General features: G+C 56.4%; 17 protein-coding genes. 12 read left to right on the top strand and 5 right to left on the bottom strand.

Going from position 1 to position 21,571, the window contains the following annotated elements; all coding sequences use genetic code 11:
* Positions 1 to 40: 40 nt before the first annotated feature.
* Together IEY52_RS18430 and IEY52_RS18425 are read left to right on the top strand one after the other, a co-directional pair.
* A complete protein-coding gene (locus IEY52_RS18430) occupies positions 41 to 373 on the top strand; it encodes a GGDEF domain-containing protein (RefSeq protein ID WP_189005168.1) in 333 nt (110 codons plus the stop codon).
* Between the two features lie 91 nt (positions 374 to 464).
* The gene (locus IEY52_RS18425) at positions 465 to 815 is read left to right on the top strand and encodes a hypothetical protein (protein WP_189005161.1); all 351 of its coding nucleotides are present in this window, start codon (positions 465 to 467) and stop codon (positions 813 to 815) included.
* 143 nt (positions 816 to 958) lie between these two features.
* Here the strand turns inward: IEY52_RS18425 and IEY52_RS18420 are convergent, their stop codons facing one another.
* Both IEY52_RS18420 and IEY52_RS18415 read right to left on the bottom strand, forming a co-directional pair.
* Positions 959 to 2,995: a glycosyl hydrolase gene (locus IEY52_RS18420; protein ID WP_189005159.1), complete on the bottom strand. Its 2,037-nt coding sequence runs from the start codon at positions 2,993 to 2,995 to the stop codon at positions 959 to 961.
* Positions 2,992 to 3,954 (bottom strand): Ig-like domain-containing protein, encoded by a 963-nt coding sequence (locus IEY52_RS18415; protein ID WP_189005157.1) that lies wholly within the window; start codon positions 3,952 to 3,954, stop codon positions 2,992 to 2,994. Before IEY52_RS18415 ends, IEY52_RS18420 begins: the two co-directional genes overlap by 4 nt.
* A gap of 532 nt (positions 3,955 to 4,486) precedes the next feature.
* Here IEY52_RS18415 and IEY52_RS18410 point away from each other — a divergent pair.
* From IEY52_RS18410 to IEY52_RS18400, 3 genes are all read left to right on the top strand, one after another.
* Positions 4,487 to 6,358 (top strand): carbohydrate-binding protein, encoded by a 1,872-nt coding sequence (locus IEY52_RS18410; protein ID WP_189005155.1) that lies wholly within the window; start codon positions 4,487 to 4,489, stop codon positions 6,356 to 6,358.
* 118 nt (positions 6,359 to 6,476) lie between these two features.
* Positions 6,477 to 6,860, top strand: coding sequence for a hypothetical protein (locus IEY52_RS18405; RefSeq protein ID WP_189005153.1), 384 nt, complete (start codon positions 6,477 to 6,479; stop codon positions 6,858 to 6,860).
* A 500-nt stretch (positions 6,861 to 7,360) separates the two neighbouring features.
* A complete protein-coding gene (locus IEY52_RS18400) occupies positions 7,361 to 8,299 on the top strand; it encodes a LamG domain-containing protein (RefSeq protein ID WP_189005151.1) in 939 nt (312 codons plus the stop codon).
* Positions 8,300 to 8,378: 79 nt separating this feature from the next.
* Here the strand turns inward: IEY52_RS18400 and IEY52_RS18395 are convergent, their stop codons facing one another.
* Both IEY52_RS18395 and IEY52_RS18390 read right to left on the bottom strand, forming a co-directional pair.
* Entirely contained in the window at positions 8,379 to 10,223 is a 1,845-nt protein-coding gene (locus tag IEY52_RS18395; RefSeq protein ID WP_189005149.1) for a glycoside hydrolase family 66 protein, read from the bottom strand.
* A gap of 322 nt (positions 10,224 to 10,545) precedes the next feature.
* On the bottom strand, positions 10,546 to 11,718 hold the full coding sequence (locus IEY52_RS18390; protein WP_189005147.1) for an ROK family protein: 1,173 nt from the start codon (positions 11,716 to 11,718) through the stop codon (positions 10,546 to 10,548).
* A gap of 433 nt (positions 11,719 to 12,151) precedes the next feature.
* On the opposite strand from IEY52_RS18390, the gene IEY52_RS18385 reads away from it, so the two are divergent.
* The 7 genes from IEY52_RS18385 to IEY52_RS18355 all read left to right on the top strand — a co-directional run bounded on the left by IEY52_RS18385 (position 12,152) and on the right by IEY52_RS18355 (position 20,656).
* Positions 12,152 to 14,014, top strand: coding sequence for a glycoside hydrolase family 66 protein (locus tag IEY52_RS18385; RefSeq protein WP_189005145.1), 1,863 nt, complete (start codon positions 12,152 to 12,154; stop codon positions 14,012 to 14,014).
* 54 nt (positions 14,015 to 14,068) lie between these two features.
* Positions 14,069 to 15,301 (top strand): extracellular solute-binding protein, encoded by a 1,233-nt coding sequence (locus IEY52_RS18380; protein ID WP_189005143.1) that lies wholly within the window; start codon positions 14,069 to 14,071, stop codon positions 15,299 to 15,301.
* Positions 15,302 to 15,352: 51 nt separating this feature from the next.
* Entirely contained in the window at positions 15,353 to 16,261 is a 909-nt protein-coding gene (locus IEY52_RS18375) for a carbohydrate ABC transporter permease (RefSeq protein ID WP_189005141.1), read from the top strand.
* Complete coding sequence (locus tag IEY52_RS18370) at positions 16,261 to 17,124, top strand: carbohydrate ABC transporter permease (RefSeq protein ID WP_229684865.1); 864 nt, start codon at positions 16,261 to 16,263, stop codon at positions 17,122 to 17,124. Before IEY52_RS18375 ends, IEY52_RS18370 begins: the two co-directional genes overlap by 1 nt.
* The gene (locus IEY52_RS18365; protein ID WP_189005139.1) at positions 17,121 to 18,800 is read left to right on the top strand and encodes a glycoside hydrolase family 66 protein; all 1,680 of its coding nucleotides are present in this window, start codon (positions 17,121 to 17,123) and stop codon (positions 18,798 to 18,800) included. The genes IEY52_RS18370 and IEY52_RS18365 overlap by 4 nt, the downstream gene beginning before the upstream one ends.
* The gene (locus tag IEY52_RS18360) at positions 18,801 to 19,889 is read left to right on the top strand and encodes a glycoside hydrolase family 15 protein (RefSeq protein WP_189005137.1); all 1,089 of its coding nucleotides are present in this window, start codon (positions 18,801 to 18,803) and stop codon (positions 19,887 to 19,889) included.
* Between the two features lie 182 nt (positions 19,890 to 20,071).
* The gene (locus IEY52_RS18355; RefSeq protein WP_189005135.1) at positions 20,072 to 20,656 is read left to right on the top strand and encodes a methyltransferase family protein; all 585 of its coding nucleotides are present in this window, start codon (positions 20,072 to 20,074) and stop codon (positions 20,654 to 20,656) included.
* 82 nt (positions 20,657 to 20,738) lie between these two features.
* Here the strand turns inward: IEY52_RS18355 and IEY52_RS18350 are convergent, their stop codons facing one another.
* A complete protein-coding gene (locus IEY52_RS18350) occupies positions 20,739 to 21,485 on the bottom strand; it encodes an SDR family oxidoreductase (protein ID WP_189005133.1) in 747 nt (248 codons plus the stop codon).
* Positions 21,486 to 21,571: the final 86 nt, after the last annotated feature.

Here is a 21,571-nt window from a genome sequence, read left to right as displayed (position 1 = left end):
CCATGGACACGGGCCCATCGGTGCTGGAAGAGGTTTGCGGGTGGCTGTAAACTGTGAACTGCAAGAACAGCAGAAGACTTTCATGCCCCTGCTGGCCCAGACCCTCACACGGGAACTGGAGCAGGCCAACCGGCAACTGGCCTCGCTGGGGATGGAACGCCTGCAGCTCTACCAGAAGCTGGAACAGCAGGGCCGGGAATTTGAACGGCAGGCCCATGAAAACCCCCTGACCGGTCTGTGCAACCGTCGGGCGTTCTTTCAGATCTGTGAGCAGAAAGTGTTGCAGGCCCAGCAGGGCACAGAACTGTCGCTGGCATTGCTGGATGTGGATTTCTTCAAACACATCGTCGAAGCTGTAAATGGCCTTCATTAACACTTTTTCATGGTTGGCTGCAGGTTTCTGGTGACATCCTGGGGTGCATGATCAGATCAACGCCCCTGTTTCAGGATTGGAGAACCGAACCATGCACGTCCTGCCCACCCACCATGTTTACGATGTTCCCCCGGAAGTGGCCCGCAGGTGCTGCCAGCTTTCAGATCTGTTCCAGCCGTTTGGTCCCCGCTTTCAGAGTTTTTCCAGGCCCGAACTCCTGCGTGTGGCCCATGAGGTGTTTGGCTGTGATCCTGAAGCCCAGGACGAGGAGGAATTGCTGGACTGCATCACCCAGATGGCGGCAGAACGCAAATCCCACCAGATGTATGTGTTGCAGCTTTCCGGGAACATCATTCAGGGTTTTGTGTTGCTGGTGCCCACGGTGCAGTTGCCTGAACTGGAGCAGGTTCTGCGGGTTGCCGGAATGAAGCTGCAGCTTTGATGGCCTTCAGGTTTTGTAAGGGCTTTCATTTTCTGCCTGTGGATCGACCTGGTGGCAGGTGCTCCCTGCATTTGATGCGGCCCCGAACTGAAAAGGACCGGTTGCAACCGGTCCTTTGAGAGGCCTTAGCCTTGCTTTTTGCTTCAGGGCTGGGCTTTGATCTCGTCCAGGTACAGGGTGCCAGAAGCAGGGTTGCCCTCGTTTCGGTTGATGTAGATGCCAAAAGCGCGAATGTCTTTCAGGAGGTCTCCACCGAGGGTTTTGCCTGCATTGCTGGTGTCCCAGGGGGCCACTGTGAAGCTGTTGAAGGGAATCTCCAGCCATCCAGCCACAGTGCCTGCCAGTGATGGATAGGCTTCAAAAGAGATGCCACTGGCATTCACCTGCAAGACCAGTTTGTTGTTGCTGCCGTCTGGCTGCAGCCACAACCTGAGTTTGCTGGCCGCAGACCAGTCTGCTCCGGCCAGGTTCTTGACCTCTCCGGTGTAGCCCTGCCCGGCCAGGGTGTACTGGAATTTCAGGCCATAATTGCCCTCGCCTTTGTGCGCACCGTCCAGTGTGATGGTGTTGAGGTCTCCTGCAGGGCTGTAAGCTGCGTCCAGCAGGGAGTTGCTGCCCTTGTACCGGTCAAAGGAATCCACGGTGAGGGGGCTGGTTTCGCCTGCCGCATCGCCAATGTAGAGGGTGACATTTTGCTGCATCACCTTGCCGCCAGCCGCGTACACCTTCACGGTCAGGGTGGTGGCGGTTTCGTCCAGTGCAGCATCGGGTTGCCATTCTGCGGTGTAATAGCCCAGTGCAGAAGTGGCATCAAGGGTCATCTCGTGTTCGGTGGGATCACTGCCCACCAGATAAGTGACTTTTTGCACCTGCTGGTTCAACACCTTCACCCGCAGGGTGGTTTTGACCTTGCTGGACAGGATCTGTTGGCCGGTGGGAGAAACCACATGCATGAAAGGCTGCTCTGCTGCGGTGTTCACCTTGCGGGTGTAAGCGTCCGACTTGCCCACCTCTTTGCTGAACAGGGTGTAGGGGTCTTTGTAATACTCTGTGAAGTCTGGCAGCAGTTCATGGTCCCCCAGTCCAGGCGCGTTCTTGTAAGGCACAAAAAGTGCATCTGAACTGAAGTTGGCCCAGGTCAGCATGTAGGCCATGCGGCTTGCATCCCGGTCCGATTGCAGGGCGGCCAGCAATTTGGTGAAGAAGTTCAGGTCCTGGGTTCCTGTGCTTTTCAGGCCCGAGTGGCCAAACTCGGTGAAGGCGGACACTTTGCCTTTCTGGTCGGCCAGCTTTGAAATCAGTTTTGCGTCCTGCACTGCGCCCTGAAACCAGCCCTGGGTTTTGCTGTCGTAGTAGGTGTCAAAGCCCAGAATGTCCACATAGTCGTCTCCGGGGTAGGTTTCCAGGAAGGTGCTTTCTGTGCTGTTGAAAGGACTGCCCGGAGAGAAGGCATACAGGAAGTTGTGCACGTTTTTGACATCCCGCAGGTACTCCACGGTGAAACGGTAAATTTCCTGGTATTGCTCCGCAGTGCGGTAAGGAGCGCCCCACCAGAACCAGCCGCCGTTCTGCTCGTGGAAAGGCCGGAAAATCACCGGAATGGCCTTGCCGCTGTCGTCTTTTAGCTTCACTGCAAAGTCAGCAATCATGTCCAGAAATGCGGTGTACTGGGCGTGTTTGTCGCCTCCGGGTAGGATGTGTGAGAGCACACTGCCTTTGGTGTCGTAGAAGTTCCCCCCGGTCACGAAGTTGGGCATGTGGGAACTGAGGGTCAGCACCCCGCCTGCTGCGTAGGCTTTCTTCATCACAGAGATCAGGTTGTCGCGGCTCTGTTTTTTCTGTTCTGCAGAGCCTCCGTACACCCCGGGTTTCTCAAACCCTTCCAGGCTGAGGGTGTCCCACCCGAACATGCCCGGAAAATCACCCACGGCATTTTTGACTTCGGATTCGCTGCCGTCATGGGTCGTGATGGACACGCCCTCGGTGGTGGCATGCTGGTGCCCGAAAATCACACCTTTGCCCCGGATGGCATTCAGGTGATCAAAGAGAGAACGGGTGCGGTCATCGGCATGGGCATCCACCAGATTCACCACGGTGAGAGGAGGGGGCAGGGTGTTGCAGGCCGAGAGGGCCATCAGGGCCAACAGTCCAGCAAAACGGGGAAGGGGTTTCAGGGTCATTTCGCGTCCACCTTATCGATGTAAAAGTCACCTTTGCTGAAAAACACATTGATGGCGTGCACGGCGCTCAGGTCAGGAGCGGTCCCATCGCAGGACACTTTTGAAAGGTCGATGCTGGCCGTGACGGTTTTTCCAGCATCCACCCAGGTCCAGTCTGACCCCTGACACCATTTCCAGCCTGCTCCGGTTTGCAGGGCCACATTGTAGGAGGTGCCTGCAGCGCCGGTTTTCAGGTCAAAAGTCAGGGTGGTTTTGCCTTCCAGAGAGAGGTCCTTCACCACGCTGAACCAGTCTCCGTCTGTGCTGACCGAGTGGATCAGCAGGCCTTTTGTGCCATCGGTGTGGAAGTCGGCGGTCTGCTCCACACTGCCGCTTTCGGGCTTGATGGGTTTCCATCCGTCCGTACCGGTTTCAAAAGAGAACAGGGCAGAGGTGACGGGAGCGGCTTTGGTCAGGGTCACGGTGATGGAAGCTGCTGAGGAGGTGGCTTTTCCTGAATCCTGCACGGTGTAATGCGCAGTGGAGGTGGCATCTTCTGCAGTCTGGGCGGTGAAGGTGATTTTGCCTGCCTCCAGCTTGAAGGTGCCTGCTGCGGTGCTGAAGGTGTTTTGCTGCCCTGCCGTTTGCGGATCAAGGTCCAGGGTGCTTGCGTCCAGGGTATTGCCGCTGCTGGGGGTGTCGTTGGAAAGCACGTCCAGCACAAGGGTGCCCCCCATTTCGGCGGTCATTCTGGCGTTGTCGTTGCGGGCCGTGGGTGGGGCTTTGGGGGCAGGGGGAACCTGGGCATTGCAGGCCAGCAGGGCTGCAGTGAGAACCAGAACCAGCGGGGTGGTGCGCGTCAGGTGCATGAATCCTCCGGGGGATGTCAAAGCAAAGGTGGAAAGGGCAGACGGGAAGATTGCCGTGACCTGCAACAGCAGGCCACCAGCAGAAAGCACCCGTCTGGACGGGTTGAACATGGCACAGCAAAGGTGTTTTGACCATAGCATCTGTTTAGCAAACTGTCAATTCCGTTTCGGAAGTGTTTCAAGAAAACCGTGTCAGATCTACAGGAGTAGGCTGCCTTCCCTTTGGGTTTAAAGGCGGAATTTATGTGCTCAGAACGCGATATGCTTTCTGAAAACGAAGAACCCATGGCCGTGAACTCAGGGTTCGAAAGAGAGGCATGGAGAAGATTTGTTTAGTGAACAGCGTGATCCCATGACACCGCAGAGTGGAGTGCGGATTGAAGTTCAATAAAATCGTTTTCAGTGATTTGCCTATGTGTTGGTTGAGGTGTCATGGGAAGACGTTGCGATTCATGCCCATAAAAGGATTACCTGGAAGTGATTTCTCTCAAATGGAATGGCGCTTGTGCAGACTTTGTTTTCCTGGCTTGCAAAGCGAGAAAATTTTTCCTATAATCAATGCAAACGTTTCCAGAAAAATCCATCATGTGCAGAACAGGTTGCTGCAGAACCCCTGCTGCCCTGTCCTGCTTCAGGAGTTTCCATGACCCCCAGATCTGCCACCCTTGTTTTGACCTGCCTGCTGCTGGGCAGCAGCCTTGCCCTGCAAAATGCCCCTCTGGCCAGTCCTGTGCAGGAATGGCTGACCACCCCGGACCAGAGCAAACTGCTCTCTGCGGAAAGTGCGCTCAGTTTTGCTCAGGACGGTGGGGAAATGTACCCCACCATCACCATAGATGAAGGGCGCACTTACCAGCAGATGGAAGGGGTGGGGGCTGCCTTCACCGACTCCAGCACCTGGCTCTTGCAGAAAAAACTCAGTGCACAGCAGCGCAAAGCCGCACTGGAAATGCTCTTTGATGCTGAAAAAGGCATCGGACTGGATTACACCCGCATTCCCATTGGATCGAGCGATCTGGCCCTGAACCACTACAGCTACGACGATCTGGCCAAAGGCGAGACCGACCCGGAGCTGAAGAAATTCTCGATTGCGCACGATGAGGAATACATCATTCCGACCATCAAAGAAGCGCAGGCCATCAACAGAGACCTGAAATTCATGGCTTCCCCATGGAGCCCTCCTGGCTGGATGAAAACCACCGACAGCCTGATCAAGGGCAGCCTGAAGTCCGAATTCCGGGAGGCCTACGCCAGCTACTTCCTGAAGTTCATTCAGGCTTACGGGCAACACGGCATTGCCATTGATGCCATCACCCTGCAGAACGAACCCCACTACGAACCCGACAATTACCCTGGCATGCGCATCGAACCCCGTGAGCAGGCCGAGATCATCCGGGACCATATCGGGCCACTGTTTCAGAAGAACAACATCGACACCAGGATCCTGGTGTGGGACCACAACTGGGACGAGTATGACTACCCCATCCAGGCTTTAAGCGATGCAAAGGCCAGACCGTTCATTGCCGGAACCGCGTGGCACTGTTACGGCGGAGATGTCAAAGCCCAGAACCAGATTCATGACACCTACCCGGACCTGGGCACCTACTTTACAGAGTGCTCCGGGGGCACCTGGCGTCCCGGCTTTGCCGACAACATCAAGTGGGTGGCCAGCAACCTGATCATCGGGGCACCCCGCAACTGGGCCAAGACCGTGGTGATGTGGGGCCTTGCCCTTGATCCCAGCGGCAATCCCCACGCGGGCGGATGCGGAACCTGTGCAGGCCTGATTTCCATTGATCAGGACACTGGAGAAGTGAAACCCTATGTGGACTACTACGTGTTCGGGCATTACGGCAAGGCCGTCCGTCAGGGCGCTTACCGCATTGATTCTGCCACCTACAATCTGGCAGAGCCCACCGATTTGCAAACGGTGGCCTTCAAAAACCCGGATGGCAGCAAAGCCCTGATTGTGTTGAACAACGGTTCAGACCCCATCACCTTCAAGGTCAAGGAATACGGATCCAGCTTTTACGCCACGTTGCCTGCAGGTGCGCTGGCGACCTACAAGTGGAGTGGCATGGGCAGCGAAAATCCTGCGCCGCCTGCCCCCAAATTCCCACCCAGAAATGCCTTCAAACGCATCGAGGCCGAAAGCTACAGCAGCATGAAAGGGGTGCAGAAAGAAGGTTGCACCGATGAGGGGCTCGGTCAGGATGTTGGCTGGATTGACAATGGAGATCATCTCGTGTTCGATGAGGTGGATTTTGCAGAGGGCGGAGCCACTTCCCTGAGCGTGCGGGTGGCCAGTGCCAACCAGGGCGGCACCATCGAAATTCATGAAGGCAGTCTGGATGGCCCGGTGATTGCCACGGCCAAAGTGCCTGGCACCGGAGGCTGGCAGAACTGGCAAACCGTCACCGTTCCCGCACAGGTGGGGGCAGGGGTGAAGAAACTTTACGTGGTCTTTCCGCAGAGCACCGCATTCAATGTGAACTGGCTGCAGTTCAGCAAGTGATTTTTCGCAGGCCAGCGGATTTGCATTCCGCTGGCCTGCTTCTTTGCCGTCTGTCAGGCCTTTTTTGGGCACACCAGAATGTCAGTGAACTGTAAGGCCCAGGGTTTAGCATGGAACCATGACGACACAGCTGGGGGAAGACCGCAAAGATGCCCTGTGCTACCAGTTGCAGGAAACCCACCTGCTGTTGCAACTGGGCAGCACCCCGACAGACCACAAACACCTGTTGCAGGCCCTGCACCGTGCCCACCAGCACCTGTTGCCGCTGTCTCCTGCTCTGGCCCTGAGGCTTTCCCCTCTGCCTGCCCAGCTGTCGGAGGCAGACCTGAACATCCTGCAGTTACACCGCACAGAAGCGCTGGATTGTGTGGAGGGTGCTTTGTGGCTGCTGGAAAACCAGAGTGGTCCAGACGTGCCTGCCCTGGTGCAGCAGATGGGTGTGCAGGGCATGGCAGACCTGATGGCAGATGCCTGGAGCCTGCTGTGTGGTTCTGGACCCTGAAGGCTGCTCTGGTGGAAACCACCGTGCTTTGAAACGCAAAATCCTGAAAAGACAGAAACAGTGTGCAGAAAGGTGAAAATCACCTGCAATTTTTGTTGAATTTTCTGAAAACCTTTTCTTGCATTTTAGCGATCAAGACAGGGTGTGAAGGCCAGATTCTTGCTGGAATGAAAGGAGGAAAAATGTCTATTCAACTTTTAATGCGTGTGAAATGGATTTTTTGTCCTTTTCGGTATTGCTAAATGGTCTCGAAGCCATGAAATGAAAAACACCTCTTGCGGAAAAGCTTTTCTTGGTATAAGGTGTGTTCACAGCCAAAACAAACCACCTTCTTGCATCCAGCCCTCTGGTCTTCTGCCCTGTGAGATGGCCTGTTGACCCCCTTCAGCAGGTCGATGTGCAGCCTGTCCTGTTGCACCATCCTTTTCTCTGATGTCCTGTTGAAGTCCTCAACAGGACAGGTCTGCCTGTGTTTTGCCTGTGTTTTGAAAGGAGTTCCCATGAAAAAGTCCCTGATCCTGTCTTCACTCTTGTTCCTTGTTGCCTGCAGCCAGACCTCCAATCCCTCCTCCAGCACCATTCAGAAGCAAGCCGACAGTGGCACTCCCGGTGCTGGCCAGGCCTGGGGGGGTGGCAGTTTTGTGGATGATTTCTCTTACTGGGGGTACAATGCCGACCTCTGGCAGGCCATTGACAACAACAACGGAGCCCCTTTTGGTTGCACTTTCAAACCGGCCAATGCCTTCCCGGATGTGAACGCCCAGGCCAGTGTCAAACTGAACTTGCAGCTCAACACCACCGGAACCCGCTGTGCCGAACTGAAAACCAAGCAACGTCTGGCCCAGCCCAGATCCACCATCGGGGGCACCTTCAACCTGGACAACGTTTCCGGGACGCTGGCCAGCATTTTCACCTTCAAGCGCTGGGACACTGGGGGCGGAGCCTGGCAGGAAATCGACATCGAGTACATCCCCAACTGGCCCGGAGCCACCACCACCAGCAAGGCCCGCTACCACGTGGCGGTGATCTATCAGGCCACCTCTACCAGTGACAAATACATCTACGAAGGTTTCATTGATGTGGGAACCGGAATTGTCACCTCCAGCAACTACACCAATGCCCTGTTCAACTGGGACACCGCCTCGGTGCAGTGGAAGTATGGCAGCAACGTGATTTTCACCATGAACAAGGGCACTCCCCCTGCAGAGTCTTTCAATTACGCAGAAAACGGCTACACCGTGCACGTGTACCGCAACAACACCTACAACGGCACACTCAATGTGGCCTCTGCGCACTTCCCCACAGACCTGACTTACATCTACATGAATTACTGGCGTGGAGACAACTCTTCTGGCATTCAGTCTTTCATGGGCGCTTATCCTTCCAACAACCCCACCGCCACGGCACGTTACACCAGCCTTTACTACACCCGCTGGTGAGTTTTTCCTCTGCCGTTCCTCTTTTTTGACAAGAATCCCGCTGCCCAGACTTTCAGGCAGCGGGATTCTTGTGCAGCACTCAGCGCTCCAGATAGGCCATGGTCCAGTATTTCAGGCTGGGCACCGTGAAGGACACGTATTTTCCGCCGCTGTCTGCGCCCTGGGTGTAAGACACATTGTATGCCTTGCCGTGGTCGCGGTCTGGAGAGGCCACCCACAGCGTTTTTCCACTGGCCAGCGAACCCGAGTAATACATTTTGATGGGAAGGTTGTTCAGCACGGTGGGCACCGGGTAACTGGCGGTGTTGTCACGCCACTTGCTGGAGAGGTTGTTCTTGAAGTTGATCAGGTGCAGGATGTCAAATCCGGTTTTCTGTTTGCGGAGTTTCCACACTGCTCCCGCTGCGCCCGTGGTGCTGGAAGGCACACCCGTGACATCGGTTCTGAGGGTGGAGGTCTGCGCACCGTCCATCAGCAGGTTTTCATAAGCGGTCTGGAAGGTGTAGAAATCCAGCTGGGCGTTTTTCAATTCGCTGCTCATCTGCAGTTTCTTGTTGGGGAAGTACTCGGTGCAAAGCAGGTTCTCTCCGTCGCCCAGTTCCAGGTGGGTGGCCCCCGAGGCAAAGATCGCTGCATTGGTCAGCAAGATGGAAGGGGTGTTGAAGAATCTGGTGGTGCCGTCCGGGGTGCTGTTGCAGTAATCCCGGTTCATGTAGGCCGGAAACACAATGCCCTTGCTGGTTTTTGCCCGGATGCGGTCCGCAATGGTGTTGAAGTCTGCATAATCGTCGGAGAAACTGTCGTCCCACAGTTCGGTGTAGACCACATCCACACTGGCGCTGAGGGCGGTGTCATCCAGACCATAAGTCGCCACGTTGTTGAAGACCATGCGTTTCTGCAAATTTGTTTTTGCTGCGTTGATGAAGGGCACAAAGGTGGATTTGAGGTCCACGGGTTGGTGGTCCCAGGTCCACAGCGGTCCCCGGTCTCCCAGAGAATCAATGTGCCAGCCGTCAAAAGCGAAATTGTTGAAAACTTTCTTCTCTTCATTGAAAATGTAGGTTTGCCAGTTGGTGTTGGCAGGGTTGAACTGGTAGAGCTTCTGGGTGGCCCATCCTGCAGGCAGGGGATGCAGGTCCTGATCTGCTGGAGTGCTGGCGTGGTCATTTTTAAAAAGGCCCCAGCCCACCTGCGCCCCGGAGCCATCGCTCCAGTAGTTGTCGTAGCCGCCGCCAATCAGGTTGTAATTCATGGCCAGCATGTTGAAACTGTGTCCACTGTCGATCAGGGCAGTGACGGTGCTGCCCAGCACATCCCGATTGGCCATCTCTTTCCAGCTGGAATTTGCAGAGTAAGGGCGGTGGTGCTGCCATTGCCAGTCATAGAACTGCACGGCGTTGATGTGGTAATTCTTCATGCGCCACATCAGGTTTCCAGCGTCCAGGCCGCTGCCAAACTCGCTGACGTAACCATAACGGGGAAATTTTGTCCAGTTGCTGGAGACATCCACCGCCACCGAACCGTTGTCCAGGATGTTGCCTGCAGCATTCCTCACCCAGCTTTCCACCAGGTACCCTTTGAAGTCGGTGCTGGGCGGGGTCCAGGTGAAGGTCAGGGTGGTGCTGGCTCCAGGGGCAAGGTTGCTGATGTTCTGGGCCTGATCTGCGCCTGCACTGCGTCCCAGGCTGCGGAAATACAGGCTGACCGACCCACTGAAAGTGCTGGAGGTGGTGTTGGTGAGATCCACATACAGGGTGACGGTTTCTCCGGGCAGGTAACGGGCCTTGTTGGTGTTGATCAGCTTGATCAGGGGGCCAGCAGCTTCTTTCTGAATGGTTCCAGCAACAGGCAGGGGAGAAATCTGGTTGCAGGCGGGCAAAGCCAGCAAAAACGTGAGCAGGGACAGCAGGGGTGTCTTTTTCATGGGGCTCCTGTGATGGGCCTGTTTCATCTGAAAGCCATGCAAAGCCTCCAGGGGTACCCATCCAATACTTTATTTTGTGTCTGAACTAATGTGATGCTAGCACCAGATCTGGCAGATGACAAGCACATTCGGACAGCCTGCATACAATCCAGCTCCATTCAAACCTGCCAAACCCCTGACCATCACAGCTTTGCAGTGGGATTTTTGAACCTGGTCCAGAGTTAATACAGAACATGAATAAAGTTTTTTCGCAGGTTGTACCAACAAGAGCTGGACTGTTCAAAAGCAGTCCAGCACGGCAAAACGGTTTTGGAGTAGGGTCTCAGGAATGGCCCAGGCTGAAATCAAAAGTGCTCTGCAGCACCAGACTGGCCGCTCCTCTGGCCCAACCCTCGTCTCCCCAGTGTTCGGTGCGGATGTCGAGGTCCACGTTCAGACCCGGATAAACGTTGAGCCTCAGGTGCTGTTCCATCTGCTCAAAATAGCGCCCTGGCAGCCGGATGCCTTCTCCGCCAATCACGATGAGTTGCGGGTTCAGCAAATTCACCACATTGGCCAGGGCCACCCCGATGCGTTTTCCAGCGTCCTCGATCAGGGCCATGGCAATGGGTTCGCCCTCATGAAAAGCCTCAACCATACCTTCCAGGGACTGCACTTCGGGTTTCAATTCCCGGTAGCGGGCCAGCAAAGACACGTCCGAGGCGTAGGCTTCCAGGCATCCCCGTTTGCCACACTCACAGATGCGGCCTCCGGGTTCGGTGGTGACATGCCCGAATTCACCCGCCGTCCCAGAAAAGCCCCGGTAGGTCTGACCAGAAAGCACCAGCCCGGAACCAATCCCGCGTCCCACTGTGACCACGAAGAAGTGGTTGCAGTTGATGGCCTCGCCAAAAAGGCGCTCTGCTGCAGCAAAAGCATTCACATCGTTGTCGATGATGGCTTGCAGGGAAAGCTGCTCTTCCACCATGCGGGCAATGGGGACATGGTTCCATTTCAGATACGGAGAGTTGATGCAGGTTCCGGTTTCATGGTCAATCAGGCCCGCCATGCCGATGCCCACCCCCAGCAGCTCTGAGCGGGGTCGCCCGGTTTTCTGCAGCAGCACCTCCACCACCTGCGCGATGTGGTCCACCACCGTTTGCGGGTCGTAGGCAGACAGGGGCAGCACCACTGAGGCCTCGATGTTGGCTCCGGCGTCGGTCAGCACAGCGGTCAGTTCCCTTTCCATCAGCTTCACCCCGATGGCTGCACGGGATTTGTAATTGATGGTCAGGAGCACCGGAGGTCTTCCACCACTGGAAGGCAGGGGCGTGGTTTCCATCACCACGCCCTCCCCGATCAGTTCGGCCACCACGCCGGTGATGGCGGCCCCGCTCAGTCCGGTGAGGTCCTTGAGCTGCACACGGGACAGGGAACCTTCCCGCCTCAGCAGGTTGAGAAGCAGGGTGCGGTTGACGGACCGGACGGTGTTGGCATTGGCTTTCTGGCTGCGCATGGTTCTACTTTCTTCAGGATGTGATTTAAGGTCTGTCCTGAGTCTAAAGGAGTGCTGGAATGCTGTCAAGATCAGGGATTTTCCGGTTGAGGGTTTTGCTGGCGGCTTTCTGCCCACAAGATTTGCAAGCCCGTTGCAGGACAAATTCAGAGGGTGAAAGTAGCTTGCTGCAAGGGAAAATCCTGAATATCGGGGTTTCGTTTGAGGGGATGTGAAGCTCAGGATGGCCCAAAAGGCACTTGCAAGCTTTCAAAGGGAGTGCTAGCATCATCTTAATTCAGCAAGCGAATAAAGTATGTGGTCCTGAAGGCTGCATGCCTGTTCCCCACTGTGCAGCCCTCACACTGCAACGGTTGCTGATTGCTGCATCCCATTCACCACGTTCCACACAGGAAGGTGGCAAGCCTTCCCATTGTCTTTCAGAGGAGACCGCATGCCCATTCGCAAACCCGTGACTTTCGCCCAGGCCGCACTTCTGCTCGGTCTGACCTTGCCTGCCTGCAGCCAGACCACGCCCACTCCACCTGCACCCCTGCCCATCCTCAGCACCAACGCCCCTTTAAAGGTGTTCACCCTGATCAACACCAACAAGGCCATTTACAACCCCGGTGACGAGGTGCAACTCTGGGCCGACCTCAACAACCAGAGTGGCAAGGCCATCAATGGCAAGGTGGTGCTCAGGATCACCCACCTGGGCAAAAAAGCGGCAGAGGACCGCGAAGAAGAACTGACCCTGGCAGAAGGGGCGTCTGGCACCGTGTCCTTCAAGTGGGTCACCCCCAAGGATCAGGATTACACCGGATACCAGCTGGAACTGCGCATCCTGGACGACAAAGACACCCTGATTGAAAACGATGTGGTGGCCGTGGATGTCTCCAGCGACTGGACAAAATTTCCCCGGTATGGTTACGTCAGCGACTACGGCACGGGATTTGACGCCTGGAACAAAATCTGGCGCATGAAAAACCACCACATCAACGCCATTCAGTTTTACGACTGGCAGTGGCAGCACCACCGTCCTTACTCTCCCGACAGCACCTGGAAGGAAATCGCCAACCGGACGGTGGACCGGGGCACGGTCAGCACCTTCATTTCTGCTGCGCATGACTACAACATGCTGGCCATGAACTACAACCTGATTGCGGGCGGCTTTGACAACTACTGGTCTGACGGATCTGGAGCACAACTGGCCTGGGGTGCCTTCAAGAACGACCATCCCACCACCCCTGCAGATCAGGATCACCATCCCCTGCCTTCAGGGTGGGCCACCGAAAAGCTCTACCAGTTCAACCCCGCCAACCCGGACTGGCAGAAATACATCTACGCAGAAGAAAAGAAAGCCTTTGACCACCTGGGTTTTGATGGCTGGCACATGGACACCCTGGGAGGACGCGGAAGCCTGTGGACCTGGGATGGCCAACCCATCGACCTGAAAAGCACCTTCTCTGGCTTCATCGACAATGCCAAAACGGCGCTGGACAAACACATCGTCTTCAACACCGTCGGCAACTATGGCCTGGAGGAGATCGCCGGGAACCCCAATCTGGACGTGATTTATTCGGAACTCTGGGACGACAGCAGCACCGACGATTACGTTGACATCAATGCCACCGTGGACCGGATCCGTGCCCTCACAGACAAGGCCATTGTCTTCCCGGCCTACATGAACCGCGACCTGTGCAACAGCACCCCCGATGGCCAGACGGACACCTTCAACCTGCATTCCGTGCTGCTGGCAGATGCCACCATCTTTGCCTCTGGGGCCACCCACCTGGAACTCGGAGATGGAGACAACATGCTCTGCACCGAGTATTTCCCCAACAAGAAACTGCAGATGTCTGCAGAACTCAAGCGGGCCATGCTGACTTACTACAACTTTCAGACCGCCTATGAAAACCTGCTGATGGACGGCACAAAGACCAGCACCGCAAAAACCGATCTGGGCAGTGTGCCCTCCAGCACCACCGGATCAAAAGGCAAAGTGTGGACCCTGCGCAAAGAAAAAGCAGGTCTGGACGTGCTGCACCTGATCAACCTCAGCAAGAACTTCTCCAGCAAATGGCGCGACAAAACTGCGGAATACGAAGAACCCAACCAGATCAACAACACCAGCACCAAGCTGTATTACTCCGGTTCCCTCGCAGACAGCAAGAAGCTGTTTTTTGCCTCCCCGGACTTTGACCGTGGCGTGGCCCATGAACTGACTTACCAGAAAGGCTCAGACAAGGACGGCAACTTTGTGCAGTTCAATGTGCCGATCCTCAAGTACTGGACCACCGTCTGGCTTGAGCGCTGATTTGACCCGAACTTTTGCCCCCATGGCACACCGTGCCAGAGAAAGGAAACACCCATGAATGCACCTGTACGCACCCTGATCCTCGGCTCTCTCCTCCTTGCTGGCGTGGCCTCCGCCAAGACCACCGTGACCTTCTGGCACACCTACAACACCGACAGCACAGAGAACAAGATCCTCACCAGCAAAATCATTCCCGACTTTGAGAAGAAAAACCCCGACATTGATGTGGTGGCCCAGCAAATCCCCTACACCGAATTCCGCCAGAAAATGCTGACCAGTGTGGCAGGGGAGACCGGCCCTGATCTGGCCCGCATTGACATCATCTGGACCCCTGAATTTGCGCAACTCGGGGCACTGGAAAAAGTGGACGACATGCCCGGCTTCAAGGGCCTGAAGTCGCAGGTGTTCCCCGGACCGCTGTCCACCAACGTTTACGACGGCGGGTATTACGGGGTGCCCCTCGACACCAACACCCAGGTCCTGATCTGGAACCCAGAGATGCTCAAGGCTGCCGGAATCAGCAAGCCCCCCACCACCATGGCGCAGTTCAAGACCACCCTGGAGAAACTGCAGAAGAAAGACGGCAACAAAATCACCCAGTACGGCTTTGCTGTCCCTGGCCCCTACAACTGGTTCCTGCTGCCCTGGATCTGGAGCAACGGCGGCGAGATCACCGATCCCAAAGTCACAAAGGCCACCGGGTACCTCAACAGCCCCAAAACCGTGGCTGCCGTGCAGACCCTGGTGGATTGGTACAAAGCGGGCCTGATTTCCCCTTCCATTGCCGGGTCCGGTCTGGGGTCCTGGGAAGGCATGGGGGCAGGCAAATACGCGGGCAGTCAGGATGGCCCCTGGGCTTTCCCCAGTCTGCAGGCCCAGTACCCCAAACTCAGTGTCACGCACAGCCCCTTCCCCAGTGGTGCAGGTGGCAGTGTCAGCGTGGTGGGTGGCGAGAACATTGTGCTGTTCAAGAGCAGCAAAAACAAAGCTGCCGCCTGGAAATTCCTGCGGTATCTGCTCTCCAAGGACGCCCAGATCACCATGGCCACCACCGGACAGATTCCCGTCCTGAAATCCCTGGTCAACGACCCTTACATCAAAGGCCACCCTTACTACGGGGTCTACCTGAAGCAACTCAGCAAGGCCAAAGCCCGCCCACCCCACCCTGCCTACACCAAGATGGAAGACCTGATCCAGGGCCAGTTCCAGGAGATCTTCTCTGGCAAGAAAACCGTGCAGGCCGCGCTGGATGAAGCCGCCCAGAAAGTGGACGCTGTCCTCAAGTGAGTTTTTGAGGCCGGGAGGTCCACATCTCCCGGCCTTTCAAGAGGTGTTTTTATGACGACCGCCCGAGCAATGCAGGTCCAGAAAAGAAGACAGGGCCGGAGGGGAGATGCACTTTTTGCCCTCTTGCTGGTGCTCCCCGGCTTTTTGTGGTTTTCGATCTTCAACATTTACCCTGCCGTGTACGCGTTCTGGATTTCCTTTCACAAGTGGGCCATCCTGGGGGAATCCGAGTGGGTGGGGTTGCAGAATTACCTCCGCATTTTTTCGGACCCCATCATCCTGATTGCGCTGCGCAACACGGCGGTTTACGCCCTGGCCACCATCATCGGGCAGATTGCCATTGGCTTTGTGCTGGCGGTGCTGGTGAACCAGAAGCTGCCTTTCATGAAGTTTTTCCGGCTGGTGTACTACTTCCCGGTGATTTCCTCCTGGGTGGTGGTGAGCCTGATCTTCATTTTCCTGTTCAACAGCGAAGGGCTGGTCAATTTCATCCTGGTGGATTTCTTGCACATCATGGCTGAACCGAAAGCCTGGCTGACCGACCCGGCCACAGCCCTGGTTGCCATCTGCATTCTGGGCATCTGGAAAGGTGCAGGCTGGGTGATGGTGATTTACCACGCCGCCATGCAGGGCATTTCCAGCAGCGTCACCGAGGCCGCAGAGGTGGACGGTGCAAGTCCCTGGCAGGTCAGCTGGTTTATTGTTTTCCCGATGCTGAAACCCACCACGCTGTTCATCACCATCATGCTGACCATCGGGGCGTTTCAGAGCTTCATCCAGTTCTACATCATGACCGGAGGCGGCCCCAACAACCAGACCGAGGTGTTCCTGTCTTACATGTTCACCCAGGCGTTCAAGTACCTGGACTTCGGGTATGGTTCGGCCATTGCGTTCAGTCTGGCGGTGCTGGTGGTTTCCATCAGCCTGATCCAGCAGCGGTTCTTCAAGGAAGGTGCCTGATGACCCGGGCCATGACCCCTCCCAGAAATCCCAAAACCACCCGCAGGGTGTCCCGCATTCTGATGTATGTGCTGCTGGTTGTGCTGGCCATCTGCATGAGCCTGCCCATGATTTACACCCTCTCCACTGCCTTTAAAGGCACCGTGTTTGTCTTTGAGTACCCGCCCCAGTTCATTCCCAAAGAACCCACTTTTGCCAACTTTGTGAACGCCTGGCAGAGCAACAATTTTGGGCATTACTTCCTGAACAGCATGTTCACGGCCAGCATGACCACCATCGGCACGGTGGCCATTGCCGCCACTGGTGCATATGCTTTTGCCAGACTCAACTTCCCGCTCAAGAACGTGTTTTTCTGGACGTATCTGCTGTTCATGATGATTCCGGGGATGCTCTACATCATCCCGCAGTTCCTGATCGCCAAAAAGCTGCACCTGCTCAACTCCCTGATGGGTCTGGTGGTTTTTTACGTGGCAGGCAGCGTTCCCTTTCACACCTTCCTCTTGAGGGGCTTTTTCCAGAGCATCCCCGGTGAAATCGAGGAGGCCGCACAGATGGACGGAGCCAGCCGCTGGCAGGTGTTTACCCGGATTGCTTTGCCGCTTGCCATGCCCGCCCTGGGAACCAGTGCCATTTTCGCTTTCCTGGGCTCCTGGGATGAATTCACCCTGGCCCTGACGTTCATCAACGACGAGAACCTGCGCACCCTGCCCATCGCCATCCGGCTCTTCCAGGGCCAGCACACCGCCCAGTGGGGCCTGATTTTCGCCGCATCCCTGATCGCCATGGTTCCGGTGGTGGTGGCGTATGTGGGCTTCCAGAACCTTTTCATCAAGACCGTCAACGAAGGAGGCGTCAAAACATGAACGCAAAAACCACCATCCTGATCACCGCTGGCCTGCTTGGATCCTCTGCCTCTGCCCTGCAGCTTTCCCTGACCCCGGACCGGGCCATGTACAGACCCGGAGAGGCCGTCACCCTGACCCTTTCCTACAGTGCTGCAGAGCGCCCCAGACCGCTGTTTGCCAAGCTCTCCATCACCCACCTGCGCAAGGAGGTCTACACCCAGAGTTTTCCGCTGGATGCCAGTGGCACCGGAACCAACCAGATCACCTGGACTCCACCTGCCACCCCCACCGGTTACGGGGCCAGCATCGAGGTCACCGACGAGGAATCTGATCGGGTGTGGGCCCGCATCGAAACAGCCTTCGACGTGCATGAGGTGTGGACCGAACGGCCCCGGTATGGCTTCCTGTCGGATTTCGGGCCTGCAGATGAACAGGACACCTCCAGGGTGCAAAGCCTCGCGGCCTACCATGTGAACGCCCTGCAGTTCTACGACTGGATGTACCGCCACGACAATCACTTTCCGCCAACAGATGTGTTCATCGATCCCCTCAACCGCACCCTCTCCATGCACACCGTGCGGCAGCGCATCGACGAGGCGCACCAGTACGGGATGGCCGCCATGCCCTACACCACCATTTACGGGGCAAGCGTGGCTTACGGAGATGCCCACCCCGACCAGACTTTTTACAAAGCAGACGGGACCATGTGGTACTTCATGGACAACTTCCTCACCACCATGAACCCGGCAAATCAGGGCTGGCGGGACCACATCCTGTCCGAGTACCGCCGCATTCTGGAAACCGAGCCTTTTGATGGCCTGCACATCGACCAGTACGGAGATCCCAAGATCGCTTACGACCAGCAGGGCAACGAGGTGGATCTGGCTCCGGTGATTCCAGGCTTTTTGCAGGACGCCAAAAAAGTGGCCTCTGGCTTCAAAGGCCGCGAGACCGTGATTTTCAATCTGGTCAACGACTGGCCCAACGACACCGTGACCCCCTCCGGTGTGGACATGACTTATGTGGAGGTGTGGCCCCCCCACAACGATTACCCCAGCCTGCGGGACATCATCTACCACAACCAGGAACTGTCCAGAGGCAAGCCTGTGGTGCTGGCTGCCTACCTGACCGCAAAAGCAGACGCCGCCACCCGTTTGCTGGACAGCGTGATTGCAGCTTCCGGCGGAAGCCACCTGGAACTCGGGGAAGATGTGGGACTCTTAGGCGACCCGTACTTTCCCAAATACGAGAATCCTTCTCAGGACCTCAAAAACTGGCTGAAACGCTATTACGATTTCACCGTGCGCTATCAGGACGTGCTGTACAGTGGAACACCCAACAAGACCCTGGAGGAGATCAAAGTCACCTCACATCCTTTCAGCGTCGGGGATTACCCTTCCCGCAAGATCTGGGGCCTGGGGCGCAACCTGGGCAATGGGCAGGTGTTTCACCTGATCAACCTGATGCAGAGCCCTGCCCCCATCTGGAAATTTGCCCAGCCAGACCTCAAGGTGCAGCACAACATCCAGGTGCAGGTCCAGCGCAGCAAACCTGTAGGAAGCGTGTGGGTGGCTTCACCTGATCAACACAATGGTAGCCCCATCGAACTCAAATTCACCCAGTCTGGAAGCACCGTGACCTTCACCGTGCCCGAACTGAACGTCTGGACCATGATCGTGCTGGAGGACAGATAAATGACCCTGAACCTCACCGCCAACCTGACCCTCAACCTGCGGGATGCAGATGTCCTGAGGCACCACCAGAAGTGGAGTGGGGCATTCCTGGCCTGCGAACGCTTCTCCCAGTACCGCTTCTGCTGGCTGCGGGACAGCAGTTTCATGGCCTACAGCCTGGACCTCGCAGACCTCAGGACCCACAGCCGGGCCTTTCACCTGTGGGTGGCCCAGACCCTTGCCCCTCTAAAAGAGCACTTTGAAACCTTGCTGCAGCGCAAAAATGCCGGAGAGCAGATCCCCTACACCGACATGCTGCCCACCCGCTTTGGAGAAAACGGGGAATGGGAGCAGGACGGCTGGCCCAACTTTCAACTCGATGGTTATGGCCAGTGGCTGTGGGCACTCTCTGAACACCTGAGGCTTTCTGGTGAAACCGATCTCCCAGAGGTCTACAGAGACAGCGTACAGATGGTGGTTTCTTATTTGCAGCACTTCTGGGAGATGGGCTGCTCGGACTGCTGGGAGGAGTTTCACGACCACGTGCACACCGCCACCCTGGCTTCCATTTATGGTGGGCTGAACAGCATTTCCCGGTTTCCGTCTGTGGCTGTGAACCCTGAAGTTCCTGCCCAGATCAAAGCCCGCATTCTGACAGAGCACGTTAAAAATGGCCGTCTGGTCAAAAGCAATCATCTGGACGGCGTGGATGCCAGTCTGCTGTGGGTTTCCACCCCTTTCAAGGTGCTGGATGAAAATGACCCCATCATGCAGGCCACCGTGCAGGAAATTGAAAACACCCTGGTGCGGGATGGCGGTGTGATCCGTTACGATGGCGACTCCTACTACGGGGCCGGAGCATGGCTGCTGCTCACCGACTGGCTGGGCTGGTATTTTGCCGAGGCTGGAGATCCAGAGAAAGCCCAGAAGTTCTTCCAGTGGTCCGAAAACCAGCGCACCAGAGAAGGCCACCTGCCCGAACAGGTTGCGGTGTCCAGCACCGACCCGGCCAAATTGCAGGAGTGGAATGACCTGTGGGGCAGCTCTGCCAATCCTTTGCTTTGGTCCCACGCCATGCATGCTGTGCTGCTGAACAGGCTCAAAATTTGACTTCCCTCACCTGCATCTCTCCCTGAAAATTCAGGCCGACGCGGCACGTTGGTCCTGCCCCACCTCCTCCCGGTGGGGTTTTTGTTCTGGAAGATCAAAACACCTTGATATATGAACATATATTCATATATAATCATCCCATCAAATCAACAGCCTGCTCCAAAGGCTGGAAAGGACCACCCATGCACATTTTTCTGTTCACTTTCTGGATGCTTTTCTTCCTCGGCACCTTCGTGTGGCGGGTGTACGTCAACCACCGCAGGTACGGAGAAAACCCACTGGTGCTGCAAAAAGACGACTCCACCTACGGATTTGTCAGCAGTGCCTTCAAAGCCGTGATTCTGCTGGTCTTCCTGATCAACCTGGTTTTGCTGGTTTTCCCAGGTTCTGCATCGGCAGCAAGCCTGTTCCCCTCGAACCTGCCCCTGAGCATTCTGGGCGTTGTGCTGATGCTCTCAAGCCTGATGCTGGTGCTCATCGCCCAGGTGCATCTGGGCAAATCCTGGCGCATCGGCATTGACACCCAGGTTTCCACGGAGCTGGTCACAGAAGGCATCTACCACCGTTCCAGAAACCCCATCTTTCTGGGCATGCGGGTGGCTTTGCTGGGCTTTTTCCTCTGCCTGCCCACCTACCCTGTGCTGATTGCCGTGATCTTTGGGGAACTCCTGATGCAAATTCAGGTGCGCCTGGAAGAAGAACACCTCGGCAGGCTCCATGGCCCCACTTACCAGCAGTACCGACAGCTCACCCCTCGCTGGTGGTGACAGGGTGATGAACCCATGACCTGCTGGATGTGAATTTGAGGCTGTTTTGCGCTTTTGCTGACCGCTGAAAGCTGACCACTCTTTACCTTCCTCCGCTCACATCCAGCAGGGTTCCCGTGGTGTAAGACGCTTCTGCTGAGAGCAACCACAAAATGGCCTTTGCCACCTCCTCCGGCTCACCGCCGCGCAGCATCGGTACCCCGGATTTCACCCGGTCCACCCGCCCCGGTTCGCCACCACTGGCATGAATTTCGGTGTAGATCACCCCGGGGCGCACCCCATTCACCCGGATGCCCTCTGTGGCGACTTCTTTTGCCAGTCCCAGCGTGAAAGCATCAATGGCCCCTTTGGAAGCGGCGTAATCCACGTATTCCCCCGGAGCACCCAGCCTGGAGGCGGTGGAGGACACGTTCACGATGGCCCCTCCTTTGCCCCCATGCACTGTGGACATGCGTTTCACGGCCTCACGGGCACACAGGAAAGACCCCACCACGTTGGTGGTGAAGACCCGGTGCAGGCGGGCGGCGTCCATCTGGTCCAACCGCATCTGCTGTTCCAGAATCCCGGCGTTGTTGACCAGTGCGGTCAGCGGTCCCAGTTCAGCGTCCAGCTGCTCAAAAAGCCGCACCACTTCGGATTCCACGCCCACATCGGCTTGCAGGGCCAGCGCAGTGCCCCCCAGGTTTTGCAATTCAGACACCAGGGTCTGGGCAGCAATGTGGTTGCTCAGGTAACTGATGCACACCCCATACCCACGCTCCACAGCCAGACGGGCTGTGGCTGCTCCGATGCCCCGACCTCCTCCGGTGATCAGCAGAATTTCAGTCATGAAAAACCTCCTTGTGAATCAGGGGAATCTTGAATTGAGGGTATTTTAACATCAGGGCAAAACGCCGAGGGCCGAGAGCCGAGCGC

This window comes from Deinococcus roseus, from assembly GCF_014646895.1.
GTDB classification, from domain to species: Bacteria; Deinococcota; Deinococci; order Deinococcales; family Deinococcaceae; genus Deinococcus_C; species Deinococcus_C roseus.
This window is presented reverse-complemented; position numbering and strand designations above follow the sequence as displayed.